A 25,754-nucleotide genomic window follows, 5' to 3' on the forward strand; every position below is an offset into this window, starting at 1 on the left:
GACAACACACTTTTGCCGGAGTAGATCTGAGAACCAGCGACGCGCAAGTGGGCCGAAGGGCGACTCCTGCGCCGTAGGGATCCCAGCCCGATCCCGGAAAGCCGCAGCATGTTGACCGAAGCTGCCAAGAAAGCGGAAGAGACCTTGATCCACATTCTGTGGATCAACGCCGGACTGAGTTGTGACGGCGACTCCGTGGCGCTGACCGGAGCCACTCAACCCAGTGTCGAGGAGATTGCGCTCGGTGCACTGCCGGGATTGCCGCAGGTGGCCGTCCACTGGCCGCTGATCGACTTCGAGTGCGGACCCAACGGCGGCGCCGACGACTTCCTCAGTTGGTTCTTCAAGGCCGACCGCGGGGAGCTCGAACCGTTCGTGCTCGTCGTCGAAGGATCCATCCCCAACGAGAATCTCCACGACGAGGGCTACTGGTGCGGGTTCGGCAACGATCCCGCGACGGACCAGCCGATGACCACCAGCGAATGGCTGGATCGGTTGGCGCCCAAGGCAACCGCGGTCGTGGCGGTGGGCACGTGTGCCACCTACGGCGGCATTCACGCCATGGCCGGCAACCCGACCGGCGCCATGGGCGTCCCCGATTACCTCGGGTGGGAGTGGACGAGCAAGGCAGGCATACCCATCGTCTGCGTGCCAGGCTGCCCGATCCAGGGCGACAACCTCTCCGAGACGCTGGTCTACCTGCTCTACATGGCCACCGGCCAGGCGCCGATGATCCCCCTCGACGACGCGCTGCGCCCCCAGTGGCTGTTCGGCAACACCGTTCACGAGGGCTGCGACCGCGCCGGCTACTACGAGCAGGGCGACTTCGCCAAGGAGTACGGATCGCCCAAATGCATTGTCAAGCTTGGCTGCTGGGGTCCGGTGGTCAAGTGCAACGTGCCCAAGCGTGGCTGGATCAACGGCGTCGGTGGATGCCCCAACGTCGGCGGCATCTGCATCGGCTGCACCATGCCTGGCTTCCCGGACAAGTTCATGCCCTTCATGGACGAACCGCCCGGCGGCAAGATCTCCACCACGGCGTCGGGCCTGTACGGCTCGGTGATCCGGAACCTGCGTCACGTCACCGGCCGCACCGTCGACGAGGAACCCAAGTGGCGGCACCGGGGCCGGGAACTGACGACGGGCGCGACCCGCACCTGGTAGGCGCGCGTCGCGAAGAAAGGCAGATTCGATGACCACCACAGTCCCCGGACCGCAGCACACCAAGAAGGACCCCGGCCAGCTCGTCGACATGGCGTGGGATCCGATCACGCGAATCGTCGGCAGCCTCGGCATCTACACCAAGATCGACTTCGAGAACCGCGAGGTGGTCGAGTGTCACAGCACCTCGTCGATCTTCCGGGGTTATTCGATCTTCATGAAGGGCAAGGACCCTCGCGACGCGCACTTCATCACCAGCCGCATCTGCGGGATCTGCGGCGACAACCACGCCACCTGCTCGTGCTACGCGCAGAACATGGCGTACGGGGTCAAGCCGCCGCACCTGGGTGAGTGGATCGTCAACCTCGGCGAGGCCGCCGAGTACATGTTCGACCACAACATCTATCAGGAGAACCTCCTGGCGGTCGACTACTGCGAGAAGATGGTCTCCGAGACCAATCCGAGCGTTCTGGCCAAGGCCGAGAACACCAGGTGCAACGGCGAAGAACACCACGGCTACCGGACCATCGCCGACATCATGCGGGCACTCAACCCGTTCACCGGCGAGTTCTACCGCGAGGCCCTGCAGGTCAGTCGCTACACCCGAGAGATGTTCTGCCTCATGGAGGGACGCCACGTCCACCCCTCCACGCTGTACCCCGGCGGGGTCGGTACCGTGGCGACGATCCAGCTGATGACCGACTACATCAGCCGCCTGATGCGCTACGTGGAGTTCTGCAAGAAGGTCGTTCCGATGCACGACGACCTCTTCGACTTCTTCTACGAGGCACTCCCCGGCTACGAGAAGGTCGGCCTGCGGCGGACCCTGCTCAACTGCTGGGGCTCGTTCCAGGATCCCGAGGTCTGCAACTTCGCCTACAAGGACATGACCGAGTGGGGCCGAAGGATGTTCGTCACCCCCGGCGTCGTCGTCGACGGGAAGCTGGTGACCAACGACCTCGTCGACATCAACCTTGGCATCCGAATCCTGCTTGGCAGTTCGTATTACGACGACTGGACCGATCAGGAGACGTTCGTCGCGAAGGATCCGCTGGGCAACGACGTGGACCGGCGCCATCCCTGGAACCAGCACACCAATCCCAGGCCGCAGAAGCGCGACATGGACGACAAGTACAGCTGGGTGATGTCCCCGCGGTGGTATGACGGCAAGGACCATCTGGCCCTCGACACCGGCGGCGGCCCCATCGCCAGACTGTGGTCCACCGCGCTGTCCGGGCTGGTGGACATCGGCTACGTGAAGGCCACGGGCCACAGCGTGCAGATCAACCTTCCGAAGACCGCACTGAAGGGCCCGGTCAGCTTCGAATGGAAGATCCCCCAGTGGTCGAACACCCTCGAACGTGGCCGCGCCCGCAGCTACTTCCAGGCGTATGCGGCCGCCTGCGCACTGCACTTCGCCGAGAAGGCGCTCGTGGAGATCCGGGCGGGACGCACCAAGACCTGGGAGAAGTTCGAGGTCCCCGACGAAGCCATCGGCTGCGGTTTCACCGAGGCGGTGCGGGGTGTGCTGTCCCACCACATGGTGATCAGGGACGGGAAGATCGCGAACTACCATCCGTATCCCCCGACGCCGTGGAATGCCAACCCGCGCGACAGCTTTGGAACACCGGGGCCGTACGAGGACGCGGTTCAGGGACAACCGATCTTCGAGGAGAACGACCGGGAGCAATTCAAGGGCATCGACATCATGCGGACGGTCCGCAGCTTCGACCCGTGTCTGCCCTGCGGCGTGCACATGTACCTCGGCAACGGCAAGAGCATCGAACGGCTGCACTCCCCCACGCAGTCCGTCACCGTGGAGTGACGGATGGCCCGGCCGCAGGGACAGGGCTCGGTGGATTCGGAGGTACCAGAGGCTACCCACTGGCGCTCCGCGGGTGACCGCATCCAGAACCTGCTCGACGCCTCCGCCGCAGGGGGTCCGGCCGCACTTGGGCGTGCCGAGGCGCTCGTCGCCGAGCTGACCGACCTGTACGGCGCAGGCATGCACCGGATGCTGTCGATCGCGGCCCAGACGGACCCGACGCTGGTCGAACGCTTTGCCGCCGACGATCTGGTCGCGAGCCTCATGCTGGTGCACGACCTGCACCCATACGCAGTGGAGCGCCGCGTCGAGGACGCTCTCGACGACGTCCGGCCCTATCTCGGGTCGCACGGTGGTGACGTCACGCTGCTCGGTGTCGTCGACGCCGCGGACGGCCCGGTAGTGCGACTGGCGCTCGCGGGCAGCTGCAAGAGCTGTCCGTCGTCGGCCGCGACGCTCGAGTTGACCGTCGACGACGCGGTGCGTGCGGCTGCGCCGGAGATCTCAGCCATCGAAGTCGTCGCCGCCGAGGCGGACCCGGTGCCGGGGGTGATCCCCGCCGAGTCCCTGATGACGCGCGTGCACGCCAGGAACGGAGCAGCCTGGTATCCGGCGCCCGACGTCGGAGCCCTCGAACCCGGCGAGGTCGGAGGCTTCACGGTCGCGGGCGTGACGGTGCTGGCATGCCGCGTCGGCGACGACCTCTTCGCCTACCACGACTGCTGCGGCAGCTGCGACCAGTCGCTGGCGGGTGCGGCGCTGCATCGCCGGATGGGGGGCGCCGCCGGCGCGGCGGTGCTGCGGTGCCCCCGGTGCCGCACCCACTTCGACGTCGTCCACGCGGGCGCCGGGCTCGACGGTACCGCCGCCCACCTGGAGCCGGTCCCCCTGCTGGTACGCGACGGTGTCCTCTCACTCGCGGTGCTTCCCGAGACCACCGGAGTCACCTGATGCCCGAGCTGAATTCCCCGGTCGCTCCGCTCCAGCCCACCGGAACCTACGACGTGATCTCGCGCATCCGCGCCAACCGGCGCATGCCCGAGGTGGCGGGCGAGCGCTGCGAGATGTGCTCCGAGCCCATCGCCGCCGAGCACCAGCACGTCGTCAACGTCGCGGGCCGGCAGTTGATGTGCACCTGCCGAGGGTGCTATCTACTGTTCAGCGATCCGAAGGCCGAGCTCAAGTACCGCGCGGTACCGGACCGCTACCTCCGATTCGCCGATCTGGCCCTGGACCGGCGGGCCTGGGAGTCGCTGCAGATACCGGTCGGTCTGGCGTTCTTCTTCCGGAACTCGTTGCAGGACAAGATCGTCGCGTTCTATCCCGGTCCGGCGGGGGCAACGGAATCCGAGCTGGACGTCGACGCCCTGCGCAGCATTGCCGGCGCCGACGTCCGACTGGAGACGTTGACCGACGACGTGGAGGCGCTGCTGGTGCGGGTGCGGGACGCGGAGCCCGCCGAGTGTTACCTGGTGCCGATCGATGCCTGCTACGAATTCGTCGGGCGTCTGCGAATGCTGTGGCGCGGGTTCGACGGCGGCCAGGACGTGCGCCGTTTCGTCGACGACTTCTTCGAGCGAATCGCCGCGCGCAGCAAGGTGGCCGCGCCATGACCGACATGACGTACACCGTGCTGGACGTGGCTCCCGAGCCGTACTCGCTCACCCCGCTGCTCGCCGCGCGCGTGCGGATCACCGCAGACTCCGACCACCCGGTGCAGGCGGTCGCCCTGCGGGCGCAGATCCGCATCGAGCCGCTGCGGCGCAGCTACTCGGACGAGGAGGCGATCGGCGCGCTAGACCTCTTCGGGCCGCGCGAGCGCTGGGCGGACACTCAGCGCAGCTTCCTGTGGCAGCATGCGACCGCCATGGTCCCGGGCTTCACCGGCGCCACCGAGTTCCAGCTGCCACTGGAGTGCACCTACGACTTCGAGGTGGCGGCGTCGAAGTATCTCCACGCCCTGACAGACGGCTTGGTCCCACTTCAATTCCTGTTCAGCGGAACGATTTTCGGCTACGGTGACCGAGGCCTGTCGGTCGCCCCCGTGTCGTGGGAGAGCGAGGCCCGTCACGACCTGCCCGTATCGGTGTGGCGGGACCTGATGCAACGGCACTACCCCGGCGCGGGGTGGATACGGCTCGATCACGACACCGTCGCCGCGCTGGCCGCCTACCGGTCGGCCCACGGGATGCTGGGCTTCGACGACGCCGTGACCGCGCTGATCACCGACGCGACCGAGGAGGCCCGATGACCACGGGCTGGGACCGCGCCCGTGCGGTCGCCGACGCGGTGCTCTACGAGGGGTACCTCTTGTACCCATATCGCGCCACGTCCGGCAAGAACCAATCACGCTGGCAATTCGGAGTTCTCGGCCCTTCGGGTGCCGCGGAGGCGGGCATCGGCGAGGACGACACCATGTCCGCCCAATTCGTGGTCGAGGGCGACGCCCAACTGAACCTGGTGCTCCGCTTCCTGCAGTTGCAGCATCGACAGGTCGAACGCCGCACCGCCGGTGGCAGTTCCGAACCGGTCGACGAACTCACCGGCGACACGCAGACCTGGGTGACGTGGGACGAGGCGACGGAACGCGAGCTTTCCATTGGCCCGTTCGACGTGGCGGAGGCGACCGCGACCCGCACCACCACCTTCACCGTCGTGGCAGGCGCCGATACCGAGGTCGTCGACGGCGGCAGACTCGTCAGGACCAGACGGGCGATCACCGGCGAGGTCGCGGTCGCCTCCCAGCCCGAGGACGGCTTCCACCGCGTGAGCCTGACCGTGCACAACACCGGAACCGGCGCCACGGACAAGGACGCAGCCATCGCCGCGTCGACGATCGGCACCCATGTCATCGCCGAAGTGGTTGGCGGCGAGTTCGTCTCGCTGCTCGAGCCGCCCGCCGCGGCCGCGGGCGTCGTGAGCCGGTGCGAACGGCACCGCTGCTTCCCGGTACTCGCGGGCGCTCCCGGGGAACGCGAGCTGCTGCTGATCTCGCCGATCATCCTCTACGACTACCCCGAGATCGCCGCACAGAGCGAGGGTGCGCTCTACGACTCCACCGAGATCGACGAAATCCTGACCCTGCGGGTGATGACCATGACGGACGAGGAGAAGGCCCAGGCCCGCGCCACGGATCCGCTCGCCGCCCAGATCGTCGACAGGTGCGACGCCATGTCGCCGGAAACACTGCAGCAGCTGCACGGGGTGCTGCGCAATCCCCATGCGGGCACGACGCCGGGCCTGGTGCCGGAGGTGCCCGAGGGCATTGACTGGTGGGATCCGCTGGCCGACACGGCGGTACGACCCGACGTCGACGCCGTTCTGGTCGGCGGCGTGCGCGTCTCGGCGGGGAGCCGGGTGAGGTTGCGGCCGTCGCGGCGGGCCGACGCGCAGGACATCTTCTTCGCGGGGAGGACGGCGCGCGTGACCTCGGTCCACGGGGACGTCGACGGCGGGCAGCACGTCGGCGTCATCGTCGAGGACGATCCGGCGGCCGAGATGCCCGACCACTACGGCCGCTATCTGTACTTCGCGCCGGACGAGATCGAGCCGCTCGACGCCGATGACCATCGAACCGACACCGAGAGAAGGAGTTCGACATGTACACAGTGGGCTGGGTGGCCACCGGGTTAGTGGCCGTCGTGGTGGTGGCAGGCGTGGTGGTGGGCGTGAGTTCGATCCCCGACATCAAGCGCTACATCCGCATCAGGAACATGTGACCGGGGCGGAGGCCACACCACGTCTCGGATACTGCTAGCCGGCATCGGCAACGTCTTCCTCGGTGACGACGGCTTCGGACCCGAGGTGTTGCGTCACGTCCTCGCTCGACAAAGAGACGACGACGTCCACGCCGTCGACTACGGCATCCGTGGCCTGCACCTGGCATACGACCTGCTCGAGGACTGGCGGGCACTCGTACTCGTCGACGCGCTGCCCGACCGAGGCGCGCCGGGCACCCTGCACGTCTTCGAGGCAGACCACGAAAGTCTCTCCACAACGGCAGGATTCGAATCCCACAGCATGGACCCTTCGGCCGTCTTCGCCACCCTGACCGCGTTGGGCGGTGCGCCGCCTCGGACGTTCGTGGTCGGGTGCGAGGTGCGTTCGGTCGAGGAGGGCATGACCCTGTCGCCGCCGGTTGCGGCCGCGGTCCCCGGCGCGGTGGCGGCGGTCACGGACGTCCTCGCCCGCCTTGGCGTCTCGAACGACGCGTCCGCGAGGAGCTGAACCATGTGCCTTGGAATCCCCGGCCGCGTCGTCGGGATGCTCGAGGGTTACGGCGGTCAACTGGCGCTCGTCGACGTCGCCGGCCAGCACCGCAAGGTCAACGTGGGCATGCTGCCGGAGGAGACCTTCGCACCGGGCGACTGGGTGATCATCCACATGGGATTCGTGGTCGAGAAGACCAACGCTGCAGGCGCGGACGCGGCGATGGCGGGTCTGGAGCTCATGGGCCGCGGGACCGGTGACGGCCTGGTGTCCGACGTGGCGAGTGCCGACCCCGGGGCGTCGACGTGACCGGTCGACGCAGGCTGGACGTCTGCGTGCGGGGTGTCGTCCAGGGCGTGGGATTCCGGCCCTTCGTCTACACCGCGGCGGCGGAGTTCGGACTGACGGGATCCGTGCGCAACGACAGCTCGGGCGCGCTCGTCGAGGTCGAGGGCGACGACGCCGCCGTCGACGCCTTCCTCGCTCGTCTGCGCGACCATCCGCCCCCGCTCGCCGTGATCGAATCCGTGGAGTGCCGAGCCGTTCCCGTCCAGGGCGGTACGGGTTTCGCCATCGCGGACACGTCGCGGTCGGGCGGCCGCACCCTGGCGTCTCCGGACGTCGCGATGTGCGCAGACTGTGCCGCCGAACAGTGCGACCCCCAAAACCGCCGCTACCGCCACCCGTTCGTCAACTGCACCAACTGCGGGCCGCGGTTCACCATCGTCGACTCGCTGCCCTACGACAGGGCAAGCACCACCATGGCCGCGTTCCCGATGTGCCTGCGGTGCGCCCGCGAATACGCCGACCCCGCCGACCGCCGCTTCCACGCTCAGCCGATCTGCTGCCCAGACTGCGGCCCCAGGCTGCGCTTCCACGCCGAAGGACAATCGACCGACGGTGACGCCGGGCTCGCACGGGCGCGACGGATGCTGCGCGACGGGGGCATCCTCGCGGTCAAGGGCATCGGCGGGTACCACCTGGCGTGCAATGCCGCCGACGACGCCGCAGTGGCCGAACTCCGCAGACGCAAGCGCCGCGGGGACAAGCCGTTCGCGGTGATGGTCGCGAACCTGGCGACGGCCGAGGCCGTCGCCCGCGTCGACCCCTCGTCGGCGCGCGTTCTCACCGGCGCGGCGCGCCCGATCGTCCTGATGCCCCGACGGCCAGGCGTCCGCGTCGCGGCGTCGGTGGCGCCGACGAACCCCGACCTCGGGGTGATGTTGGCGTACGCGCCCCTTCATCCGCTTCTGTTCGGCCTGCCGGGTGACGAGCCGGGCCCCGACGTCCTGGTGATGACGTCGGGCAACCTCGGTGGAGAACCCATCTGTTTCACCGACGACGATGCCCGCCAACGCCTGTCAGCGCTCGCCGATGGATGGCTCGATCACGACCGGCCCATCCTGGTGCCGTGCGACGACTCGGTCGTACGGGTGCTCGACGGCGTGGAACTGCCCCTGCGACGGTCCCGCGGATACGCGCCACTGCCGGTCGCGCTGCCGGTGCCGATCCCGCCGACGCTGGCCGTCGGCGCCGACCTGAAGAACACCCTCGCCGTCGGCGACGGCAGGTACGCGTGGCTCAGTCAGCACGTCGGCGACATGGACGACCTCGCGACACTGTCCGCATTCGACGGCGCCGAGCGCCACCTGCGCGCGCTGACCGGCGTGACGCCGGAGGTGATCGTCGCCGACGCGCATCCGAGATACCGGTCCACCGCGTGGGCACACCGCCACGCGAACGGCAGGCCCGTGCGACCGGTTCAGCACCATCATGCGCACCTCGCCGCGGTGATGGCCGAGAACGGTCTGGACGGTTCGGAACAGGTGCTCGGATTCGCCTTCGACGGGACGGGTTACGGCCCGGACGGCGCCGTGTGGGGCGGCGAGGTGATGCTCGCCGACTACAAGGGCTACCAGCGACTGGCCCACCTCAAATACGTGCCGCTGGCCGGCGGGGACGCCAGCGTGCTGCGGCCCTACCGGATGGCGCTGGCGCACCTGTGGGCCGCGGGGCTGCCGTGGGACGACGACCTGGCGCCGGTGCGGGCCTGCCCGGCCGACGAACGACGGGTGCTCCGCCATCAGCTCGAGACCGGGCTCGGATGCGTGTCGACCTCGAGCATGGGCCGGCTGTTCGACGCCGTGTCGTCGCTCGCCGGGGTCCGTCAGCAGGTGGCCTACGAGGCGCAGGCGGCGATCGAGCTCGAGGGGCTCGCTCGCGACGTGGACGGCGGGCCCGGCTATCGCTTCGGCGTCGACGCCACGGTGTCGCCCGTCCTCGTCGACCCCGCGCCGGTGCTCACCGCGGCGATCGCCGATCTTCGTGACGGCGCGGGGCCCGCCGTCGTCGCCGCCCGCTTCCACGTGGCGGTGGCAGACCTCGTCGGGCGACTGGCCGACGACGGCACCGGACGCCTCGTAGCCCTGTCCGGCGGGGTGTTCCAGAACGCGCTGCTGTCGACCCTCGTGTCGAAACGGTTGCGCGCCTTGGGTGTGACGGCACTTACCCACCGCCGCGTGCCCGCCAACGACGGTGGCATCGCGCTTGGTCAACTGATGATCGGAACGTCTGGATAGCGAAGGGAGACAACCATGTGCTTGGCGGTGCCAGGAAGGATCCTGCGCGTGGAGGACCGCGACGGCACGCTGATGTCCGTCGTGGACTTCGGCGGCGTCCAGAAGGAGGTCTGCTTGCAATACGTCCCCGACGCAGGCGTCGGGGAGTACGTGGTGGTACACGTCGGATTCGCGATCCAGCGGCTCGACGAGGAGTCGGCGATGCGGACACTCGCCGAGTTCGAACACCTCGGCGTGCTCGCCGAGGAGTTCGGCGACGGCTTCGAGATCGCGGCCAGGCAGGCAGGGGTGACACCGTGAAGTACCTCGACGAGTTCAGCGACCCGGATCTGGCGGCCAAGCTGATCGCCGAGATCAAGGCGATCACCACCCGGCGGTGGGCGATCATGGAAGTCTGTGGCGGGCAGACGCATTCGATCATCCGGCATGGCATCGACCAATTGCTGCCGGAGCAGATCGAGATGATCCACGGCCCCGGCTGCCCGGTGTGCGTCACCCCGCTGGAGATCATCGACAAGGCACTGGACATCGCCGCCCGGCCCGGCGTCGTCTTCTGCTCGTTCGGTGACATGCTGCGGGTGCCGGGTAGCGACGAGGACCTGTTCGGCATCAAGAGCCGGGGCGGGGACGTGCGGGTCGTCTATTCGCCGCTGGACGCGCTGACGATCGCCAAGGCCAATCCCGACAAGCAGGTGGTGTTCTTCGGCATCGGCTTCGAGACCACCGCACCCGCGAACGCGATGACCGTCTTCCAGGCCAAGAGGCAGGGCATCGAGAACTTCTCGCTGCTGGTGTCCCACGTGCTGGTACCGCCTGCGGTGGCGGCCATCATGGAGAGTCCCGTGTGCCGGGTACAGGCATTCCTGGCCGCGGGCCACGTGTGTTCGGTGATGGGAACCGATGAGTACCCGCCGCTCTGCGAGCGCTACCGGGTGCCGATCGTGGTGACCGGGTTCGAGCCGTTGGACATCCTGGAGGGCATCCGGCGTACGGTCGGCCAACTCGAGGCGGGGCGCCACGAACTGGAGAACGCGTACACCAGGGCCGTCTGCGCCGAGGGCAATCCGGCGGCCAAGCGGATGCTCGCCGACGTCTTCGAGGTCACCGACCGGGCATGGCGCGGCATCGGCACCATCCCGTCCAGTGGCTGGCGCCTGTCCCCCGCCTACCGCGATTACGACGCCGAACACCGGTTCTCCGTCACCGGCATCCACACCGAGGAGTCGACGGTCTGCCGATCGGGCGAGGTGTTGCAGGGGCTGATCAAACCGCACGAGTGCGAGGCATTCGGCAGTCAGTGCACCCCACGCAATCCCCTTGGCGCGACCATGGTTTCGTCTGAGGGGGCGTGCGCGGCGTACTACCTCTACCGCCGGCTGGAGGTGACCAGTGTCTGACGCCGTCGACGTCGAGTCCTGGGTGTGTCCCCTCCCGTTGCGAAACTCACCCAACGTCGTGATGGGCCACGGCGGTGGCGGCGCGATGTCGGCCGAGCTGATCGAACACCTCTTCCTGCCCGCATTCGGCCCGGCCGCCGACGCCGCGATGGGCGACTCCGCCGTCCTGGAGGTGGGTGGCGTACGACTCGCGTTCTCGACGGACTCCTACGTCGTCAAGCCGATCGTGTTCCCCGGCGGCACGATCGGCGACCTCGCGGTGAACGGCACCGTCAACGACCTGGCCATGGCCGGCGCCCAGCCGATGGTGCTGTCCACCGCCTTCATCCTCGAGGAGGGCACCGCGCTGGACGAGCTCGCCCTCGTCGCACGAGCCATCGGTACCGCGGCGCGTGCGGCGGGCGTACGGCTCGTCACCGGCGACACCAAGGTCGTCGACGCGGGCCACGGCGACGGCGTCTACGTCAACACGGCGGGCATCGGCATCGTGGACGCGCGTGCCGACATCCGCCCGCAGCGGGCGGCAGTCGGAGACGTGGTGATCGCGAGCGGCGACATCGGCGTCCACGGGGTGGCGGTGATGAGCTGTCGCGACGGGCTCGAGTTCGGCACCACCGTGACCAGTGACACCGCAGCGCTGAACGGGCTCGTCGCCGCAATGGTCGACACCGGCGTCGACGTCCACGCGCTGCGGGATCCGACCCGCGGCGGTGTGGCGGCCACGCTCAACGAGATCGCGAAGACCGCCGGGGTGGGCATAGCCGTCGACGAGCGGTCACTGCCGATACCCGCCGAGGTGCGGGACGCGTGCGGGCTGCTCGGTCTCGACCCGCTGTACGTGGCCAACGAGGGCAAGCTCATCGCCTTCGTGCCCTCCGACGGCGCCGAACGCGTGCTCGCGGCGATGCGCGAGCATCCCCTCGGCGCACGCTCGGTGGTCATCGGATCGTGTGTCGCCGAACATCCGGGGATCGTCGTCGCACGCACCGCGCTCGGGGGCAACCGGGTCGTCGACCTTCCGATCGGCGAGCAGCTCCCGCGGATCTGCTGACATGACGGCGGGCGCGGAGCTCTTCGCCAGGTACGCCTTCCCACCGAACGAACTCGGGTACTGCGGGCCTGGCGACACCCGTCCTGACGAACTCGCCTCGCACGCAAGGGAGTTCGACGGCGCCTGGCCGTACCTGACGGCCATCGCCGACGCCGTCGGCAGAGCCGATCCGCTGGACGAGGACGTGGTCCGCAGCTACTGGGTGGGCGGCCCGAGTCTCGAACGCGTCGACCCCGAGACGCTCCTGCCGTCGTTGCGCTCGGCGTTCGCGGGGCAGGTCACGGGTCTGCTCGACGCGTTGGGTCCGGATGGCGTGCTGGCCCATCACAGCTTTCACGTGTTCGCGGTCTACCCGTGGGTGCGCTTCCTCGACCGCGACCCCGCCACCCCGGTCTCGGTGATGCAGGCCTGCCGAATCCGGTGGGGCGTCGTGCGCGAGGTGGACGGTGACTGCGCCGTGGTGAGTGCGAGTCCGCTGACGTTCGTCGACCGCACCCTGGGCCTCGGAGCACCCGTCGACGAGCGTTTGCGGTGGCGCAGGGACGGCTCGTCACTGGCGCCGCGACCCGTCGTGGGTCAGGTGGTGGGTGCGCACTGGGACTGGGTCTGCGGTCCGCTCGGCGACCGCGACGTGACGGCACTGACGGCGGCTACCGAGACGACGCTGAAACTGGTGAATGCGGCGAGGGCCTGATCACCACTGGTCGCGGGGCACGTCGAAGTCGGCGCACAGCGCCCGCCACACCTCGCGCGGGTCGACTCCCGCTTCGATGGCCTGAAGGGCGGTCTGACCGCCGACGCCGCTGAGCACGTGGTCGACGAGCAGCGAGGCGCCTCGCACCCGGCCAAACTGGCCGTCGACCAGTTCGTGGAATTCCGTCAAACGCACGCCCACCAACTTACCGAGACCGCACGAGCGCGTCATGGCACACCCGTACCGGATCGGCGACGTCGGCGATGCTCTCGCCCGCCTCGCGGGCGCGTTCCCGATATCGGGGCGAGGACAGCACGTCGTCGACGGCGGCGGTCAAGGACCCCGCCGTCAGTGGCCGAAGAAGGCGCCCACTGCCCTGGCGCACAATGCGATTGGAGATCTCCCACTGGTCTCCCCCGCCCGGCACGAGGACCATCGGCACACCGGCCAGCAGCGCCTTGGCCACCAGGCCGTGCCCTCCCCCGCCGACCACCACGTCCGCGTGCGACAGCAGGGCGTCCTGACGGCCGAGGCCGACGACGGCCCATGGCGGCACGGACGCATCCCGCCCGGCCAGTCGGGACACCACCACCCGCGCGCCGGTCGGCACCGTCTGCCCGGGTATCAGCGTTTCGAGCGCCAGCTCGGCCAGGCCCTGCGTGCCGGTCACCGCCGTCGACGGGGCCACGACGATCACCGGTCCGGTGCCGTCGGGCACCTCGAGCACCGTCGTGGTCGGTTCGAAGTGGAGGGGCCCGACGACCACCGCCTCGGCGGGCCAGTCCGGGCGTGGCACCTCCAGCGCGGGCAGCGTGGCGATCAGCCGCCGCTCGGGTCCGGGATCCGACGCCGGCAGGCCGATCTCGACACGGGCAGCCGAACGTTGGCGCTGCCCCGTCCGCCACGACCGCGCGGTCAGCGCCCGCATCACCGCGTCGCGCAGATGCCCCCGCACGCCGACGCCGGGCGCCAGCCCGGAGCCCAGCGGCGGAAGACCCGTCGACGGTCGATACAGCGGATGCGGATTCAACTCCACCCAGGGCAGCCTCAACATCTCGGCGGCCATCCCGCCGCAGGAGGTGATGACGTCTGACACCACCAGGTCGAGGTCCAAGTCCGCGAGGCCACGTTCGTTGAGGACGGCCATGCGCGCCGCCCGCCGGTGCAGCTTGGCGCCGGAGTCGGCGTCGTCGTCACCCTCGACGGGGTCCAGACCGGCCAGCAGCATGGCGTCGACGCCCCGCTCGCCGGCCAGGTCCAGCCACTGGGCACCCGTCACCAGCGTGGGCTCGTCACCGGCAGCCAGAAACTTCAGGCACAGCGCGATGGCGGGAAACGCGTGGCCGGGATCGGGTCCGGCCACCACCGCCACGCGCATCGCACCACCCTGCCACGAGCGCCGGTGACCGGCGCCGACGCGATGAGCTCGGACTACTGTGAGGCCATGACAGAGCAGACATCGACCGGTCCCACGGTCGACAACAAGGCACTCGTCGAGCGGTTCCTGTTTGCGGTGCAGAACGAAGACTTCGACACCGCGGACACACTGCTCGCCGACGACGTCAAGTGGCAGAACGTCGGCCTGCCGACGATCACGGGCCGCCAGCGCATCGTCAAACTGCTCCGCAGCGGGCAGGGCCGCATGGGCTTCGAGGTGAAGTTCCATCGCATCGCCGCCGAGGGCAGCTCGGTGCTGACCGAACGCACCGACGTCCTGGTGTTCGGTCCGGTGCGGCTGCAGTTCTGGGTGTGCGGCGCATTCGAGGTGCGCGACGGCCGAATCACGCTGTGGCGCGACTACTTCGACTTCTTCGACATGTTCAAGGCCACGGTGCGAGGCGTGGCGGGAGCAGCGGTGCCGTCGTTGCGGCCCACCCTGTGACGAACGAGGTCGGGCGCACCAAGCCCAACGTCCTTCAGTACGTCGGCTACTGCTACGGCAAGCGCCTGCCCGCGTCCATGCGTCAGTGGGTGGCCGACGACCTGGCCGGCCCCGGTGCCACGCGGCGCATGATGACGCGGATGTTCGTGCCAGCGGTGTTGATCCTGACACCGTTCTGGATCGTTCCGATGTCGCTCTACCTGCACCTGTCGACGACGCTGCCCATCCTGATCCCGTTCATCTTCTTCTCGCACGCGCTGAACAAGGTGTGGCGCCGGCACATGCTGCGAAAGCACGGTCTCGACACCGCCCTCGTCGACTACCGCAACCGTCAGCGCGACGCCCACATCCACGACGCGTACGCCCAGAAGTACGGCCCCCGATCGGGGCCGCCGAGCAGCAGCGCCGTCTGAGGAGTCAGGCGCCGCGCAGGTGGCCGAGCTCGTCGAAGGCCTGGGCCCACCCGACGAGCCGGTCCGTCGCGTTGCCCAGCTCGTGCCGTTGACGCTGCGCTGACATCGGTGAGCTGGACATCGACCCGGAGTTGGCCGCGGACACCAATCGTGCTGCCGCTTCGACCATTTCGTCGTACTGCCGAACGCCGCTGTCGAGTTGGGCGGCGAAGGCCCGAATCGTCGGTGTCAGGTGCACCCGTGACTGGGGAGCCGCGGTCGCGGCCCTCTCCATCGACACGAGCTCGTTGGCCGTCGCCGTCATGGTGGTCGAGGTCAGGTTGGCCGCGGCGACGACGTCGCGCAACTCGTCGGCGGGCAGCATCCGGCCCCGCTCCATAACTCCAAGCAGGGAGAACAGGCCCCGCTCAGCCGAATTCAGGGCGGCGATCGGCTGGCGGGCCGCCGAACCCCACGGCGGCAACCGCCGCGACCGGCGTTCCGGCGGCAGCGGCGACCGCTTGAGCCAGCGGTACCGAATGAACGCCAGGGTGGCGAGGAAGGCGGCGCCGACGGCGATGGAGGCGGGAATTGGCAACACCCAGGCGGGGATGACGTCCCACGAGGCGAGCACCCCGGTCACCGCGATCCACAGTCCCGTGGAGAAGGTGAAGAAGACCGCCGCCCGCAGCGCCCACCGCCGCTTGCGGAGCAGCTTGGCCCGCGGGTCGGCGGCCGCACCGAGTCGTTGCGCCACGGTGTCGGAGAACTCGGCCGCGGTGTCCACGCCTCGCTGAACCAGCGTGCGCCACCCTTCGACCCGTCCGGTTCGAGGTTCCGCTGCCATGGCCACCTACCTTCGAGAACTATTGCGAGAGCGGATTTTCCGGCGTCGCCGCCGGGGGGTTGACCGCGGGCGCGGCCGGTGTCGCGGACGCGTCGCCCGCCGGGAGTGCGTCGCCGCGCATCGACGCGCGGATCTGCTCGAGACGGGAGTGTCCGGCCATTTGGACGCTGGCCTGCTGGATCTCCATCATGCGTCCCTGGACGGAGTTCTGGGCGAGCTCGGCGGAGCCCATCGCGTTCGCGTAGCGGCGTTCGATCTTGTCCCTGACCTCGTCGAGGCTGGGCGTGCTTCCCGGGGCGGAGATCTCGCTCATCGACCGCAACGAGGCGCTGACCTGTTCCTGCATCTTCGCCTGCTCCAGCTGGCTCAGCAGCTTGCTGCGCTCGGCGATCTTTTGCTGCAACACCATTGCGTTCTGCTCGACGGCCTTCTTGGCCTGCCCGGCTGCCTGGAGCGCCTGGTCGTGCAGCGTCTTGAGGTCTTCGACGCTCTGCTCGGCGGTGACGAGCTGGGCGGCGAACGCCTCGGCGGCGTTGGTGTACTCGGTGGCCTTGGCGGCGTCACCCGACGTCGCGGCCTGGTCGGCCAGCGTCAGCGCCTGCCGCACGTTGACCTGAAGCTTCTCGATGTCGGCCAGCTGGCGGTTGAGCCGCATCTCCAGCTGACGCTGGTTGCCGATCACCGACGCCGCCTGTTGGGTCAGCCCCTGGTGTTGCCGCTGCGCTTCCTCGATGGCCTGCTGAATCTGCACCTTCGGGTCGGCGTACTCGTCGACCTTGGAGCTGAACAGGGCCATGAGGTACTTCCACGCCTTGGTGAACGGGTTGGCCATCAGTGCGTTCCGCCTTCGTGTTGGAGTGAGTCCAGTGTGCCCGTCCCGTGCGGGGGGCTCACCGACATGCGTAGGTATTCGCTACCTGCCAACGTATCGGTTGCGCGCAGATCACCACACCCCTGCGCGCGTTTCCGACGTGGGAGAGCCGTTCCAGAGCCCTCAGGCCACCGCCATCGACACGGCCTGGGGAATGACGACCCGGGTGGAGTAGTCGATGGTGGCACCGCTGGCCGTGGCGACCGGACGCGGAGCGCCTCGTTCACTGCGTTCCATGGTCTCGCCGGCGTCGGTCAGCACGCGTGACAGAGGCACCTCCAGAGCCCCGCAGATGGCGCTCAGCAGCTCGCTGGAGGCTTCCTTGCGGCCGCGCTCCACCTCGGACAGGTAGCCGAGGCTGACCCGGGCGTCGTCGGACACTTCTCGTAGCGTCCGCCCTTGCGAGAGCCGGACTTGACGCAGCACGTCGCCGATCACTTCGCGAAGCAATGTCGTCATCGCGGTCTCCTCACAACGAAAGACGTGGTCACTGATTTCGGTTTCACTACCAAGCAGAACGCCCGCGGCGGCCAGATTGGTTCCCGACGGCCGCCCGCATCACGTCCGGACGCCCCGAACCGCCGACAGCAGGTAGTCCGCGCCGGTCAGGACGGTCAGCACGATGGCGGCCCACATGAACACCCATGCCCCGGTCAACCACGCCCCGCCCAGGGGCAGCACGAACAGCCCGATCGCGACGGACTGCACCAGCGTCTTGAGCTTGCCGCCCCGACTTGCCGGGATCACGCCGCTGCGGATGACCACGAACCTCAGGATGGTCACGCCGACCTCGCGGACCAGGATCACGATGGTGACCCACCACGGCAGGTCGCCCAGCATGCTGAGGCCGATCATCGCCGCCCCGATCAGCGCCTTGTCGGCGATCGGATCGGCGAGCTTGCCGAATTCGGTGACCATGCCGTAGCTGCGGGCGATGGCGCCGTCGACCCGGTCGGTGATCACCGCCACCGTGAAGATGATGAAAGCGACCACTCGCCAATACGTTTCGTGACCGTCACCGACGAACAAGGCCGCGAGGAACACCGGGACGAGCACGATGCGCAGACCCGTGAGCACGTTGGCGACGTTGACCACACTTACGCGCGGGGTCAACGGATCGACGTCTGACTGACCCGGCACGTGATCAGAATATCGGTAGCGCAAACCGATACCCTCACTGCTGTGACCAGAGCTCCCCTCGACGACGATCTGGTGGTTCGTCGCGCCCGCACGTCGGACGTCCCTCAGATCAAGTCTCTGGTCGACGTCTACGCGGGAAAGATCCTGCTGGAGAAGAATCTCGTCACCCTCTACGAGTCCGTCCAGGAGTTCTGGGTGGCCGAGGTGGACGACGAATTGGTCGGCTGCGGGGCACTGCACGTGCTGTGGTCCGACCTCGGGGAGGTTCGCACCGTTGCGGCGCACCCGCGGATGCGGGGCCGCGGCGTCGGGCACGCCGTCGTGACGCGGCTGCTGGACGTGGCCAGGGAGCTGCGGCTGCAGCGGATCTTCGTGCTGACCTTCGAGACCGAGTTCTTCGGCAGCCACGGCTTCCAGGAGATCGAGGGCACCCCGGTGACCGCCGAGGTGTACGACGAGATGCGCCGCTCCTACGACATCGGCGTCGCCGAATTCCTCGACCTGTCCTACGTCAAGCCCAACATCCTGGGCAACACCCGGATGCTGCTCACGCTGTAAGTGCCGAGCGTGACGCCACTGCGAGAATTCGGCCGAAGAGTCGCAGTGGGCTCACGTTCGGCGTCGTAGAGCTCGCCCCACCCGACCGATGATGGCGCCGTCGCTGTCCTCGGCAGTGATCCGAACGTCATCCCAACCGAGCTCGGTCAGGTCCGCGTGGCGCCTGATGTCCCTCGCGAACTGGCGGCGGGTCATCCGATGGTGTTTGCCCTCGTAGTCGACGCCCACCTTGAGGTCCCGCCAACCCAGGTCGACGACCGCCACGAGCTGCCCCCATTCGTCGTAGACCGGAATCTGGGTCTCCGGAGGCGGAAACCCTGCCGCCACGAGGACCAAGCGCACCCTGGTCTCCTGCGGTGACTCGGCGCCGGCGTCGACCAAGTCGAGTACCTCGACCGCGGCGCGAATGCCCCGACGTCCGCGATGGCGCTCGGCGAGTAATTCGACGTCGGACACCGTGAGCTTGGTGGCGCGCGCCAGTGCGTCGATCGCCGCGACGGCCCGGCCACGCGGGTAGCGGCACGCAATGTCGAGCGCCGTCCGTGCGGGTGTGGTGACGCGCACTCCGTCGACGTACGACGTCTCGTCGTCGTCGAATCGATCAGACCACGTGGTGATCCCGTCGGGGGGCCGCCGATTACCGAAGAGGATCTCGGCGGGGGCGTCGTCGTCCACCCACTTGGCACGATGCAACGCCGCCGCCGATTGCCCGGCGACGATTCCCGCACGTCCCGACCACAGCCACGCCGCCCGCGCGCGGGTCGCTGCGGTCAGCTCGGAACCCTTCGGCAGGTAGACGTCGCGATGGACGGCGACGAACCGACTCCGCAGGTGATACGGCGTCAGGTGACCCGCAGCCAAGGCCTCGCTGCCGACGAACGGCTCCCCCATGGCCGCAGTGTGCCGACACCGTCCGACACGTCGCCGAGCGTGAGCCCACTGCGAGAATTCGGCCGAAGAGTCGCAGTGGGCTCACGTTCGGCGATCAGTCCTCGTCGTCGGCGTCGGCACCGTTGGCGTCCGCGCCGCCGCGGATCAGCATCAGGGTGCCCGCCAGCTCGTCGGGCTTCACCAGGACCTCGCGCGCCTTCGAACCCTCGCTGGGTCCGACGATGCTGCGCGTCTCCATCAGGTCCATCAGGCGGCCGGCCTTGGCGAAGCCGACGCGCAGCTTGCGCTGGAGCATCGACGTCGACCCGAACTGCGACGAGACGACCAACTCGACGGCCTGGAGGAAGACGTCCATGTCGTCGCCGATGTCGGGGTCGACGTCGGTGCGCTCGCCGCTCGGCTTGGCGACGGTGACGCCCTCGGTGTAGTCGGGTTCGGCCTGGTCCTTACAGGCCGCGACGACGGAGTAGATCTCCTCGTCGCTGATGTAGGCGCCCTGGAACCGGACGGGCTTGTTGGCGCCCATCGGCAGGAACAAGCCGTCGCCCATGCCGATCAGCTTCTCGGCGCCCGGCTGGTCGAGGATCACCCGGCTGTCGGTCAGCGACGACGTCGCGAACGCCAGCCGCGAGGGCACGTTGGTCTTGATCAGCCCGGTGACGACGTCGACCGACGGCCGCTGCGTGGCCAGGATCAGGTGAATACCGGCGGCGCGCGCCTTCTGGGTGATGCGCACGATCGCGTCCTCGACGTCACGCGGCGCGGTCATCATGAGGTCGGCGAGCTCGTCGACGATGGCGATGATGTACGGGTAGGTCTTGTAGACCCGCTCGCTGCCCAGGGGGGCGGTGATCACGCCGGACTTGACGTTCTTGTTGAAGTCGTCGATGTGGCGAACCTTGTTGGCCTGCATGTCCTGGTAGCGCTGCTCCATCTCCTCGACGAGCCAGGCGAGCGCGGCCGCCGCCTTCTTGGGCTGCGTGACGATGGGCGTGATGAGGTGCGGAATGCCCTCGTACGGCGTGAGTTCCACCATCTTCGGGTCGATCAGGATCATCCTGACCTCTTCCGGGGTGGCTCTGGACAGCAGCGAGACCAGCATCGAGTTGACGAAGCTGGACTTGCCGGACCCGGTGGAGCCGGCGACCAGCAGGTGCGGCATCTTGGCCAGGTTCGCCGAGATGAAGTTGCCCTCGATGTCCTTGCCGAGGCCGATCACCAGCGGGTGGTGGTCGCGGCGGGTGGTCGGTGCGGTCAGGACGTCGGACAACCGGACCATCTCGCGGTCGGTGTTGGGCACCTCGATGCCGACGGCGGACTTGCCGGGGATGGGCGCGAGCATGCGGACGCTCTCGGTGGCCACGGCGTAGGCGATGTTCTTCTGCAGCGCGGTGATCTTCTCGACCTTCACGCCGGGCCCGAGTTCCACCTCGTAGCGGGTGACGGTCGGACCACGCGTCAGCCCCGTGACCGCGGCGTCGACCTTGAACTGGTCGAGTACCGACTGGATGACCTCCATCATCTTGTCGTTGGCCGCGCTTCGCAGCTTCGGCGGGTCCCCCGCCACCAACAGGTCCAGCGACGGCAGGGTGTAGGGCCCCTCGACGACGCGGTCGAGGGAGAGGGTTTCCTCGGCGACGGGCGCCGGAACCGGCGCCTCCGGCTTCTTGCGCTTGGGACGGGCCTTGGGCTCGGGTGCGGTGGGCGTCTCGTCCGCCAGGGGTTCGTCCAACGGGTAGTTGTCCATCGGCGTGCCCAGGCGACTCGCCGGGACGCCGGACCGAGGTGCAGTCGGCCACTGCGCCTCGTCGGCGCGGGTCGACGCGGGGTCGTCGTAGTACCCGTCGGAGAAGTCGTCGGCGCGCGCGGCGGGATAGTCGTCGTCGTACTCGGCGTCGTCGTCGTACTCGTCGTCATGGGTGTCGCCGCGGTAGGCGCCCATGAACACGTCCTGGATGACGCCGGGCACCTCGCGGATCGTCGTGCCGGTCACCAACAGCAGGCCGAACAGGATGCCGATGATCAACAACGGCGTGGCGATCCAGGGCGTCAGACCGTCGGACAACGGCCCGCCGATCGCGAAGCCGACGAAGCCCGCCACCCGTTGCCGGTCGGCGGGGTCCTGGGGCGCACCCGACCACAGGTGCCACAGGCCGAGCACCGGCAGCGCGATCATCGAGGTGCCGAGGACGAGCCGGGGCCGCGCCTCCGGGTGTGGTTCGGTGCGCATCAGCAGAATCGCGACGGCGATCAGGGCGAGGGGAAGCAGCACGACGGCGGAGCCGATGACGGTGCGGACGACCGAGTCGATCCACCCGCCGACCGGACGCGCCGCGTCGAACCAGGAGCTGGCGGCCAGCACGACGGCGAGTGCGAGCAGGCCGAGCGCGATGCCGTCGCGCCGGTGACCGGGCTCGAGCTCACGGGCCCGTCCGACGGAGCGCGCCGTGGAGCCCGCCCCCTTGGCCAGCATCAGCCAACTCGCGCGCGCACCCTTGCCGATCGCGGAGCCCGCGACCGCCACCGGAGAGGGATTGCGCCGTGGCGCGGGTTTGCGCCGCGGGGCGGCGGGGCGCGTCGTGCGCGCTCGGGGCTTTGAGCTGCTAGAACGAGCTCCCGAGCGGGCGGCGGTCTTACTAGCCATGCGGAAAGACTAGTCGCAACAACCCCACTTTCACCATTAGCCACACAGGTAACAAATAGCCAACAATCGCACGACGAATCCCGCAGCGCGTTGACACCGCGTCGACCTGCGGCGACATCCAACGTGGCCAGGGTCACGCCCCGGTGCGACGACGGATTCCGTAGGCGTCGGTACTCTCGACACGGTGATCGCACCGGCGAAAATTTCTGATGTTAAACCTTTGTTACACAACGTCTTTCGCTACGACGTTCCGGCCTCCCTGGTGGTCTTCCTGGTGGCGCTGCCGCTGTCTATCGGCATCGCCGTCGCCTCCGGCGCCCCGGTGGTGGCCGGTCTGATCGCCGCCATCGTCGGCGGGATCGTGTGCGCGGCCGTGGGCGGTTCGCCACTTCAGGTCAGCGGACCCGCCGCTGGGCTCACCGTCGTGGTCGCCGAACTGGTCGCACAATTCGGGTGGAAGGCGACGTGCGCGATCACCGCGGCGGCGGGCGTGCTGCAAATCCTGCTCGGTCTGAGCCGCATCGCCCGCGCGGCGCTGGCGATCGCACCGATCGTCGTCCACGCCATGCTCGCAGGCATCGGCATCACCATCGCCCTGCAGCAGGTCCACGTCCTGCTCGGCGGCGGGCCACCAAGCAACGCGTGGGCCAATCTGGTTGCGCTGCCCAGCCAACTCGCCGCGCCCCAATGGTCCGAGGTGCTGGTCGGCGGATTGGTGATCGCCATCATGCTGACCTGGCGCTTCGTTCCCAGTGCGGTCCGCGTCGTCCCGGGTGCGCTGGTCGCCGTGGTGGTGGCGACGACCGTCAGCTACCTCCCCGGCCTCAGCGCCGACCGCATCGGTCTCGACGAGTCCGTCGTCGACGCGATCGGCCTGCCCTCGATGCCGCAGGGCTCGTGGTCGGCGATCGCGATCGCCGTGCTCACCGTCGCCCTGATCGCCAGCGTGGAGAGCCTGCTGTCGGCGAGCGCGGTCGACAAGATGCACGGTGGCCCGCGCACCGACTTCAACCGCGAGCTCCTGGGACAGGGCACCGCCAACGTCTCGTCGGGTCTGCTCGGCGGCCTGCCCGTCACCGGCGTCATCGTGCGCAGCTCCACCAACGTCTCGGCCGGGGCCAAGACGCGCGCCTCGGCCGCACTGCACGGCGTGTGGCTCCTGCTGTTCTCGGTGTTCCTGGTCGGCGTCGTGGAGATGATCCCGAACGCCGCGCTGGCCGGTCTGCTCATCGTCATCGGCGTCCAGTTGGTCAAGCTCGCGCACGTCGAGCTGGCCCGTCGCACCGGCGAACTGCTGATCTACGGCGTGACACTGGTGGCGGTGGTCTTCCTGAACCTGCTCGAGGGAGTGCTGATCGGGTTGGTTCTCGCCGTCGGCATCGCCGCCTGGCGGATCGTGCGGGTCTCGATCGTCACCGAGGACCTCAGCCAGCGGTCCGCCGACGGCGGACGCGACCAGTGGCACGTGGCGATCACGGGGTCGTGCACGTTCCTCGCGCTGCCCAGGCTGACCGCGGCGCTCGACGGACTCCCCCGCGGCGCCGACACGTTCGTCGACCTCAACGTCGACTACCTGGACCACGCGGCGATGGACACCCTCCAGGAATGGATACGGCAGCGCCGTGCCGCGGGCGACGAGGTGACGGTTACCGAAACCGGCACGGCCCGAATGGAATTCGCTCACGATCGGCCACCGAAGCGCAACACCGAGGGCAGGCGGGTCATCTCCGCACTACGGCTGATCTGGCCCCCGCACCTCGCCGGCGGCGTCGACCGGTACAGCAACGGAGTCGCCCCCCTTCTGCGAGAGCGGTTCGGCTCCGACGACGAGCACAGCCCCCACACCATGCTGCTGACGTGTGCCGACGCCCGAATCCTGCCGAATCTGCTCACCGACAGCGGCCCCGGTGAGCTGCTCAACGTCCGCAACGTCGGCAACCTGGTGCCCGGCGGGTCGGCGGACGCGTCGGTGGAGTCCGCGCTCAGCTACGCCCTCGAGCGGCTGTCGGTGCGCACGATCGCCGTCTGCGGACACTCCGGCTGCGAGGCGATGGACGACCTCCTGCACGGCGGCGCCGACGGGGCGATCGGCCGGTGGCTCGACCACGGCCACGCCAGCGTCGCCGCCCTGCGCAACGGTCATCCCGTGGCCAAGGCGGCCGCCGAGGCGGGCTTCGGGGCAGCCGACCAACTCGGCATGGTCAACGTGGCCATCCAGGTGCAGACGCTGCAGCGACACCCCCTCGTCGCACCGCGGTTGGCGGAGGGCTCGGCGACCGTCGCCGGATTGTTCCTCGAATTGAGTTCGGCACGGCTGTATCTGGTGGGCGCGGACCACATCGCCGAGATCGGCCAAGGCGCCGCGCAGTTCGAAGGGCTCGGGGAGGTGGTCCGTTGACCCCCGCCTGCGCTGGGTAATGTGAGCCACGCCGATCCACTCGGTGCTACCCACTCGATGAGGAGTCCCCGCATGCCCGTCGTCGTCGTCGCCACCCTGATCGCCAAGCCCGAGTCCGTCGACGCGGTGCGTACCGCCTGCACCCAGGCGATCGAAGCGGTCCACTCCGAGCCGGGATGCCAGCTGTACTCGCTGCACGAGGCCGACGGCACGTTCGTCTTCGTCGAGCAGTGGGCCGACGAAGACGCGCTCAAGACCCACGGCACCGCGCCGGCGATCGGCACGCTCTTCGGGGCCATCGGCGAGCACCTGGACGGCGCCCCGGACATCAAGATGCTGCAGCCGGTCGTCGCCGGCGACCCCGCCAAGGGTCAGCTGCGTCCCTAGGCATGGGAACCCTCGAGGGCAAGGTCGCCTTCATCACGGGTGCGGCCCGCGGCCAGGGTCGCGCCCACGCGGTGAAGCTGGCGTCGGAGGGCGCCGACGTCATCGCCGTCGACCTGTGCGACCAGATCGCCTCGGTGCCGTACCCGATGGCCACCCCCGACGACCTCGCCGCCACCGTGAAACTGGTGCAGGACACCGGTTCCCGCATCGTCGCCCTGCAGGCCGACGTGCGGGATCGGTCGGCGCTGAAGACCGCGTTGCGGTCGGGGGTCGAGGAGCTCGGCGGGCGCCTCGACATCGTCGTCGCCAACGCCGGCATCGCACCGATGGCCGACGAAAACGCGTGGCACGACGTGATCGACGTCAACCTCACCGGCGTGCATCACACCGTGGACGTCGCGATGCGGCCGATGGTCAAGGCGGGCAACGGGGGCGCCATCGTGCTCATCAGCTCGGTGATGGGGTTGGTCGGCCTCGGCTCGCCGTTCGCCGGCTCCATCGGGTACGCCGCCGCCAAGCACGGCGTGGTCGGACTGATGCGGTCGTATGCGAACCTGTTGTCTGGTCAGAACATTCGGGTGAACTCGATCCACCCGGCCGGGGTCAGGACGCCGATGGTCGACAACGAGTTCACCCGAAAGTGGCTCGCCGAGATGACCGGTGGCGAGGAGGGCGACATGACCATGGCCAGCGTGGCCAACATGGAGACCGTCGAGCCGGAGGTCATCGCCGACACGGTGGCCTGGTTGGTGGCCGACACCGGCAAGCACATCACCGGCGTGGCCTTGCCGGTCGACGACGGTTACGTCAACAAGCGGTGACGGCCGC

The 25,754-nt window shown here is 68.8% G+C and carries 28 protein-coding genes; 20 read left to right on the forward strand and 8 right to left on the reverse strand.

Features of this window, described 5'->3' with window-relative positions:
• Nucleotides 1-108: 108 nt before the first annotated feature.
• The 14 genes from H7J06_RS25290 to H7J06_RS25350 are packed head-to-tail and all read left to right on the forward strand — an operon-like array spanning nt 109 to nt 12,916.
• The gene (locus tag H7J06_RS25290) at nt 109-1,164 is read left to right on the forward strand and encodes an NADH-quinone oxidoreductase subunit B family protein (protein WP_264042144.1); all 1,056 of its coding nucleotides are present in this window, start codon (nt 109-111) and stop codon (nt 1,162-1,164) included.
• Nucleotides 1,165-1,192: 28 nt separating this feature from the next.
• Complete coding sequence (locus tag H7J06_RS25295) at nt 1,193-2,986, forward strand: nickel-dependent hydrogenase large subunit (protein ID WP_264042145.1); 1,794 nt, start codon at nt 1,193-1,195, stop codon at nt 2,984-2,986.
• 3 nt (nt 2,987-2,989) lie between these two features.
• Nucleotides 2,990-3,937, forward strand: coding sequence for a NifU-related iron-sulfur-binding protein (locus tag H7J06_RS25300; protein ID WP_264042146.1), 948 nt, complete (start codon nt 2,990-2,992; stop codon nt 3,935-3,937).
• On the forward strand, nt 3,937-4,599 hold the full coding sequence (locus H7J06_RS25305) for a DUF5947 family protein (RefSeq protein WP_264042147.1): 663 nt from the start codon (nt 3,937-3,939) through the stop codon (nt 4,597-4,599). The genes H7J06_RS25300 and H7J06_RS25305 overlap by 1 nt, the downstream gene beginning before the upstream one ends.
• Nucleotides 4,596-5,237, forward strand: coding sequence for a DUF6084 family protein (locus H7J06_RS25310; RefSeq protein ID WP_264042148.1), 642 nt, complete (start codon nt 4,596-4,598; stop codon nt 5,235-5,237). Before H7J06_RS25305 ends, H7J06_RS25310 begins: the two co-directional genes overlap by 4 nt.
• Nucleotides 5,234-6,619 (forward strand): hypothetical protein, encoded by a 1,386-nt coding sequence (locus tag H7J06_RS25315; RefSeq protein ID WP_264042150.1) that lies wholly within the window; start codon nt 5,234-5,236, stop codon nt 6,617-6,619. The genes H7J06_RS25310 and H7J06_RS25315 overlap by 4 nt, the downstream gene beginning before the upstream one ends.
• Complete coding sequence (locus tag H7J06_RS32710; RefSeq protein WP_372515408.1) at nt 6,604-6,705, forward strand: DUF6893 family small protein; 102 nt, start codon at nt 6,604-6,606, stop codon at nt 6,703-6,705. Before H7J06_RS25315 ends, H7J06_RS32710 begins: the two co-directional genes overlap by 16 nt.
• Before the next feature lie 28 nt (nt 6,706-6,733).
• Nucleotides 6,734-7,213, forward strand: coding sequence for a hydrogenase maturation protease (locus tag H7J06_RS25320; protein WP_264042222.1), 480 nt, complete (start codon nt 6,734-6,736; stop codon nt 7,211-7,213).
• A 3-nt stretch (nt 7,214-7,216) separates the two neighbouring features.
• Nucleotides 7,217-7,504 (forward strand): HypC/HybG/HupF family hydrogenase formation chaperone, encoded by a 288-nt coding sequence (locus H7J06_RS25325; RefSeq protein ID WP_264042151.1) that lies wholly within the window; start codon nt 7,217-7,219, stop codon nt 7,502-7,504.
• A complete protein-coding gene (hypF, locus tag H7J06_RS25330) occupies nt 7,501-9,774 on the forward strand; it encodes a carbamoyltransferase HypF (RefSeq protein WP_264042152.1) in 2,274 nt (757 codons plus the stop codon). The genes H7J06_RS25325 and hypF overlap by 4 nt, the downstream gene beginning before the upstream one ends.
• A 15-nt stretch (nt 9,775-9,789) precedes the next feature.
• The gene (locus H7J06_RS25335) at nt 9,790-10,074 is read left to right on the forward strand and encodes a HypC/HybG/HupF family hydrogenase formation chaperone (RefSeq protein ID WP_264042153.1); all 285 of its coding nucleotides are present in this window, start codon (nt 9,790-9,792) and stop codon (nt 10,072-10,074) included.
• A complete protein-coding gene (gene hypD, locus H7J06_RS25340) occupies nt 10,071-11,171 on the forward strand; it encodes a hydrogenase formation protein HypD (protein ID WP_264042154.1) in 1,101 nt (366 codons plus the stop codon). The genes H7J06_RS25335 and hypD overlap by 4 nt, the downstream gene beginning before the upstream one ends.
• Nucleotides 11,164-12,222, forward strand: a complete 1,059-nt coding sequence (hypE, locus tag H7J06_RS25345) for a hydrogenase expression/formation protein HypE (RefSeq protein WP_264042155.1) — start codon at nt 11,164-11,166, stop codon at nt 12,220-12,222. Before hypD ends, hypE begins: the two co-directional genes overlap by 8 nt.
• Before the next feature lies 1 nt (nt 12,223).
• Nucleotides 12,224-12,916 carry a DUF6390 family protein gene (locus H7J06_RS25350; protein ID WP_264042156.1) on the forward strand — a complete coding sequence of 231 codons (693 nt, stop codon included), beginning with the start codon at nt 12,224-12,226 and terminating at the stop codon, nt 12,914-12,916.
• On the opposite strand, the gene H7J06_RS25355 is transcribed toward H7J06_RS25350, so the two are convergent.
• Nucleotides 12,917-13,111 carry a DUF3046 domain-containing protein gene (locus H7J06_RS25355; RefSeq protein ID WP_264042158.1) on the reverse strand — a complete coding sequence of 65 codons (195 nt, stop codon included), beginning with the start codon at nt 13,109-13,111 and terminating at the stop codon, nt 12,917-12,919.
• A gap of 10 nt (nt 13,112-13,121) precedes the next feature.
• On the reverse strand, nt 13,122-14,294 hold the full coding sequence (locus H7J06_RS25360; protein WP_264042159.1) for a glycosyltransferase: 1,173 nt from the start codon (nt 14,292-14,294) through the stop codon (nt 13,122-13,124).
• 66 nt (nt 14,295-14,360) lie between these two features.
• Here H7J06_RS25360 and H7J06_RS25365 point away from each other — a divergent pair, with 66 nt between their 5' ends.
• Together H7J06_RS25365 and H7J06_RS25370 are read left to right on the forward strand one after the other, a co-directional pair.
• Nucleotides 14,361-14,798 (forward strand): limonene-1,2-epoxide hydrolase family protein, encoded by a 438-nt coding sequence (locus H7J06_RS25365; protein WP_264042160.1) that lies wholly within the window; start codon nt 14,361-14,363, stop codon nt 14,796-14,798.
• The gene (locus H7J06_RS25370) at nt 14,795-15,211 is read left to right on the forward strand and encodes a DUF5313 domain-containing protein (protein WP_264042161.1); all 417 of its coding nucleotides are present in this window, start codon (nt 14,795-14,797) and stop codon (nt 15,209-15,211) included. The genes H7J06_RS25365 and H7J06_RS25370 overlap by 4 nt, the downstream gene beginning before the upstream one ends.
• 4 nt (nt 15,212-15,215) lie before the next feature.
• On the opposite strand, the gene pspM is transcribed toward H7J06_RS25370, so the two are convergent.
• The 4 genes from pspM to pgsA form a co-directional block, all read right to left on the reverse strand.
• Entirely contained in the window at nt 15,216-16,037 is an 822-nt protein-coding gene (pspM, locus tag H7J06_RS25375) for a phage shock envelope stress response protein PspM (RefSeq protein ID WP_264042162.1), read from the reverse strand.
• A 19-nt stretch (nt 16,038-16,056) separates the two neighbouring features.
• Nucleotides 16,057-16,869: a phage shock protein PspA gene (gene pspA, locus H7J06_RS25380; protein WP_264042163.1), complete on the reverse strand. Its 813-nt coding sequence runs from the start codon at nt 16,867-16,869 to the stop codon at nt 16,057-16,059.
• Between the two features lie 162 nt (nt 16,870-17,031).
• Nucleotides 17,032-17,367 carry a transcriptional regulator ClgR gene (gene clgR, locus H7J06_RS25385; RefSeq protein WP_264042165.1) on the reverse strand — a complete coding sequence of 112 codons (336 nt, stop codon included), beginning with the start codon at nt 17,365-17,367 and terminating at the stop codon, nt 17,032-17,034.
• 99 nt (nt 17,368-17,466) lie between these two features.
• Nucleotides 17,467-18,048, reverse strand: a complete 582-nt coding sequence (gene pgsA, locus H7J06_RS25390; RefSeq protein ID WP_264042166.1) for a CDP-diacylglycerol--glycerol-3-phosphate 3-phosphatidyltransferase — start codon at nt 18,046-18,048, stop codon at nt 17,467-17,469.
• Nucleotides 18,049-18,090: 42 nt separating this feature from the next.
• Here pgsA and H7J06_RS25395 point away from each other — a divergent pair, with 42 nt between their 5' ends.
• Nucleotides 18,091-18,606, forward strand: a complete 516-nt coding sequence (locus tag H7J06_RS25395) for an amino-acid N-acetyltransferase (RefSeq protein WP_264042167.1) — start codon at nt 18,091-18,093, stop codon at nt 18,604-18,606.
• Nucleotides 18,607-18,657: 51 nt separating this feature from the next.
• Here the strand turns inward: H7J06_RS25395 and H7J06_RS25400 are convergent, their stop codons facing one another.
• On the reverse strand, nt 18,658-19,497 hold the full coding sequence (locus H7J06_RS25400; RefSeq protein ID WP_264042168.1) for a type IV toxin-antitoxin system AbiEi family antitoxin: 840 nt from the start codon (nt 19,495-19,497) through the stop codon (nt 18,658-18,660).
• A gap of 94 nt (nt 19,498-19,591) precedes the next feature.
• Entirely contained in the window at nt 19,592-22,141 is a 2,550-nt protein-coding gene (locus H7J06_RS25405) for an FtsK/SpoIIIE family DNA translocase (RefSeq protein WP_275079900.1), read from the reverse strand.
• 220 nt (nt 22,142-22,361) lie between these two features.
• Between H7J06_RS25405 and H7J06_RS25410 the strand changes: the two genes are divergently transcribed.
• The 3 genes from H7J06_RS25410 (at nt 22,362) to H7J06_RS25420 (ending at nt 25,747) form a co-directional block, all read left to right on the forward strand.
• The gene (locus tag H7J06_RS25410; protein ID WP_264042169.1) at nt 22,362-24,539 is read left to right on the forward strand and encodes a SulP family inorganic anion transporter; all 2,178 of its coding nucleotides are present in this window, start codon (nt 22,362-22,364) and stop codon (nt 24,537-24,539) included.
• A 72-nt stretch (nt 24,540-24,611) separates the two neighbouring features.
• Nucleotides 24,612-24,926 (forward strand): putative quinol monooxygenase, encoded by a 315-nt coding sequence (locus H7J06_RS25415; protein ID WP_264042170.1) that lies wholly within the window; start codon nt 24,612-24,614, stop codon nt 24,924-24,926.
• Between the two features lie 2 nt (nt 24,927-24,928).
• Entirely contained in the window at nt 24,929-25,747 is an 819-nt protein-coding gene (locus H7J06_RS25420) for a mycofactocin-coupled SDR family oxidoreductase (RefSeq protein ID WP_264042172.1), read from the forward strand.
• Nucleotides 25,748-25,754 lie beyond the last annotated feature (7 nt).

Origin of the sequence: Mycolicibacterium hodleri, assembly GCF_025822245.1 — a bacterium.
Classification (GTDB): domain Bacteria; phylum Actinomycetota; class Actinomycetes; order Mycobacteriales; family Mycobacteriaceae; genus Mycobacterium; species Mycobacterium hodleri.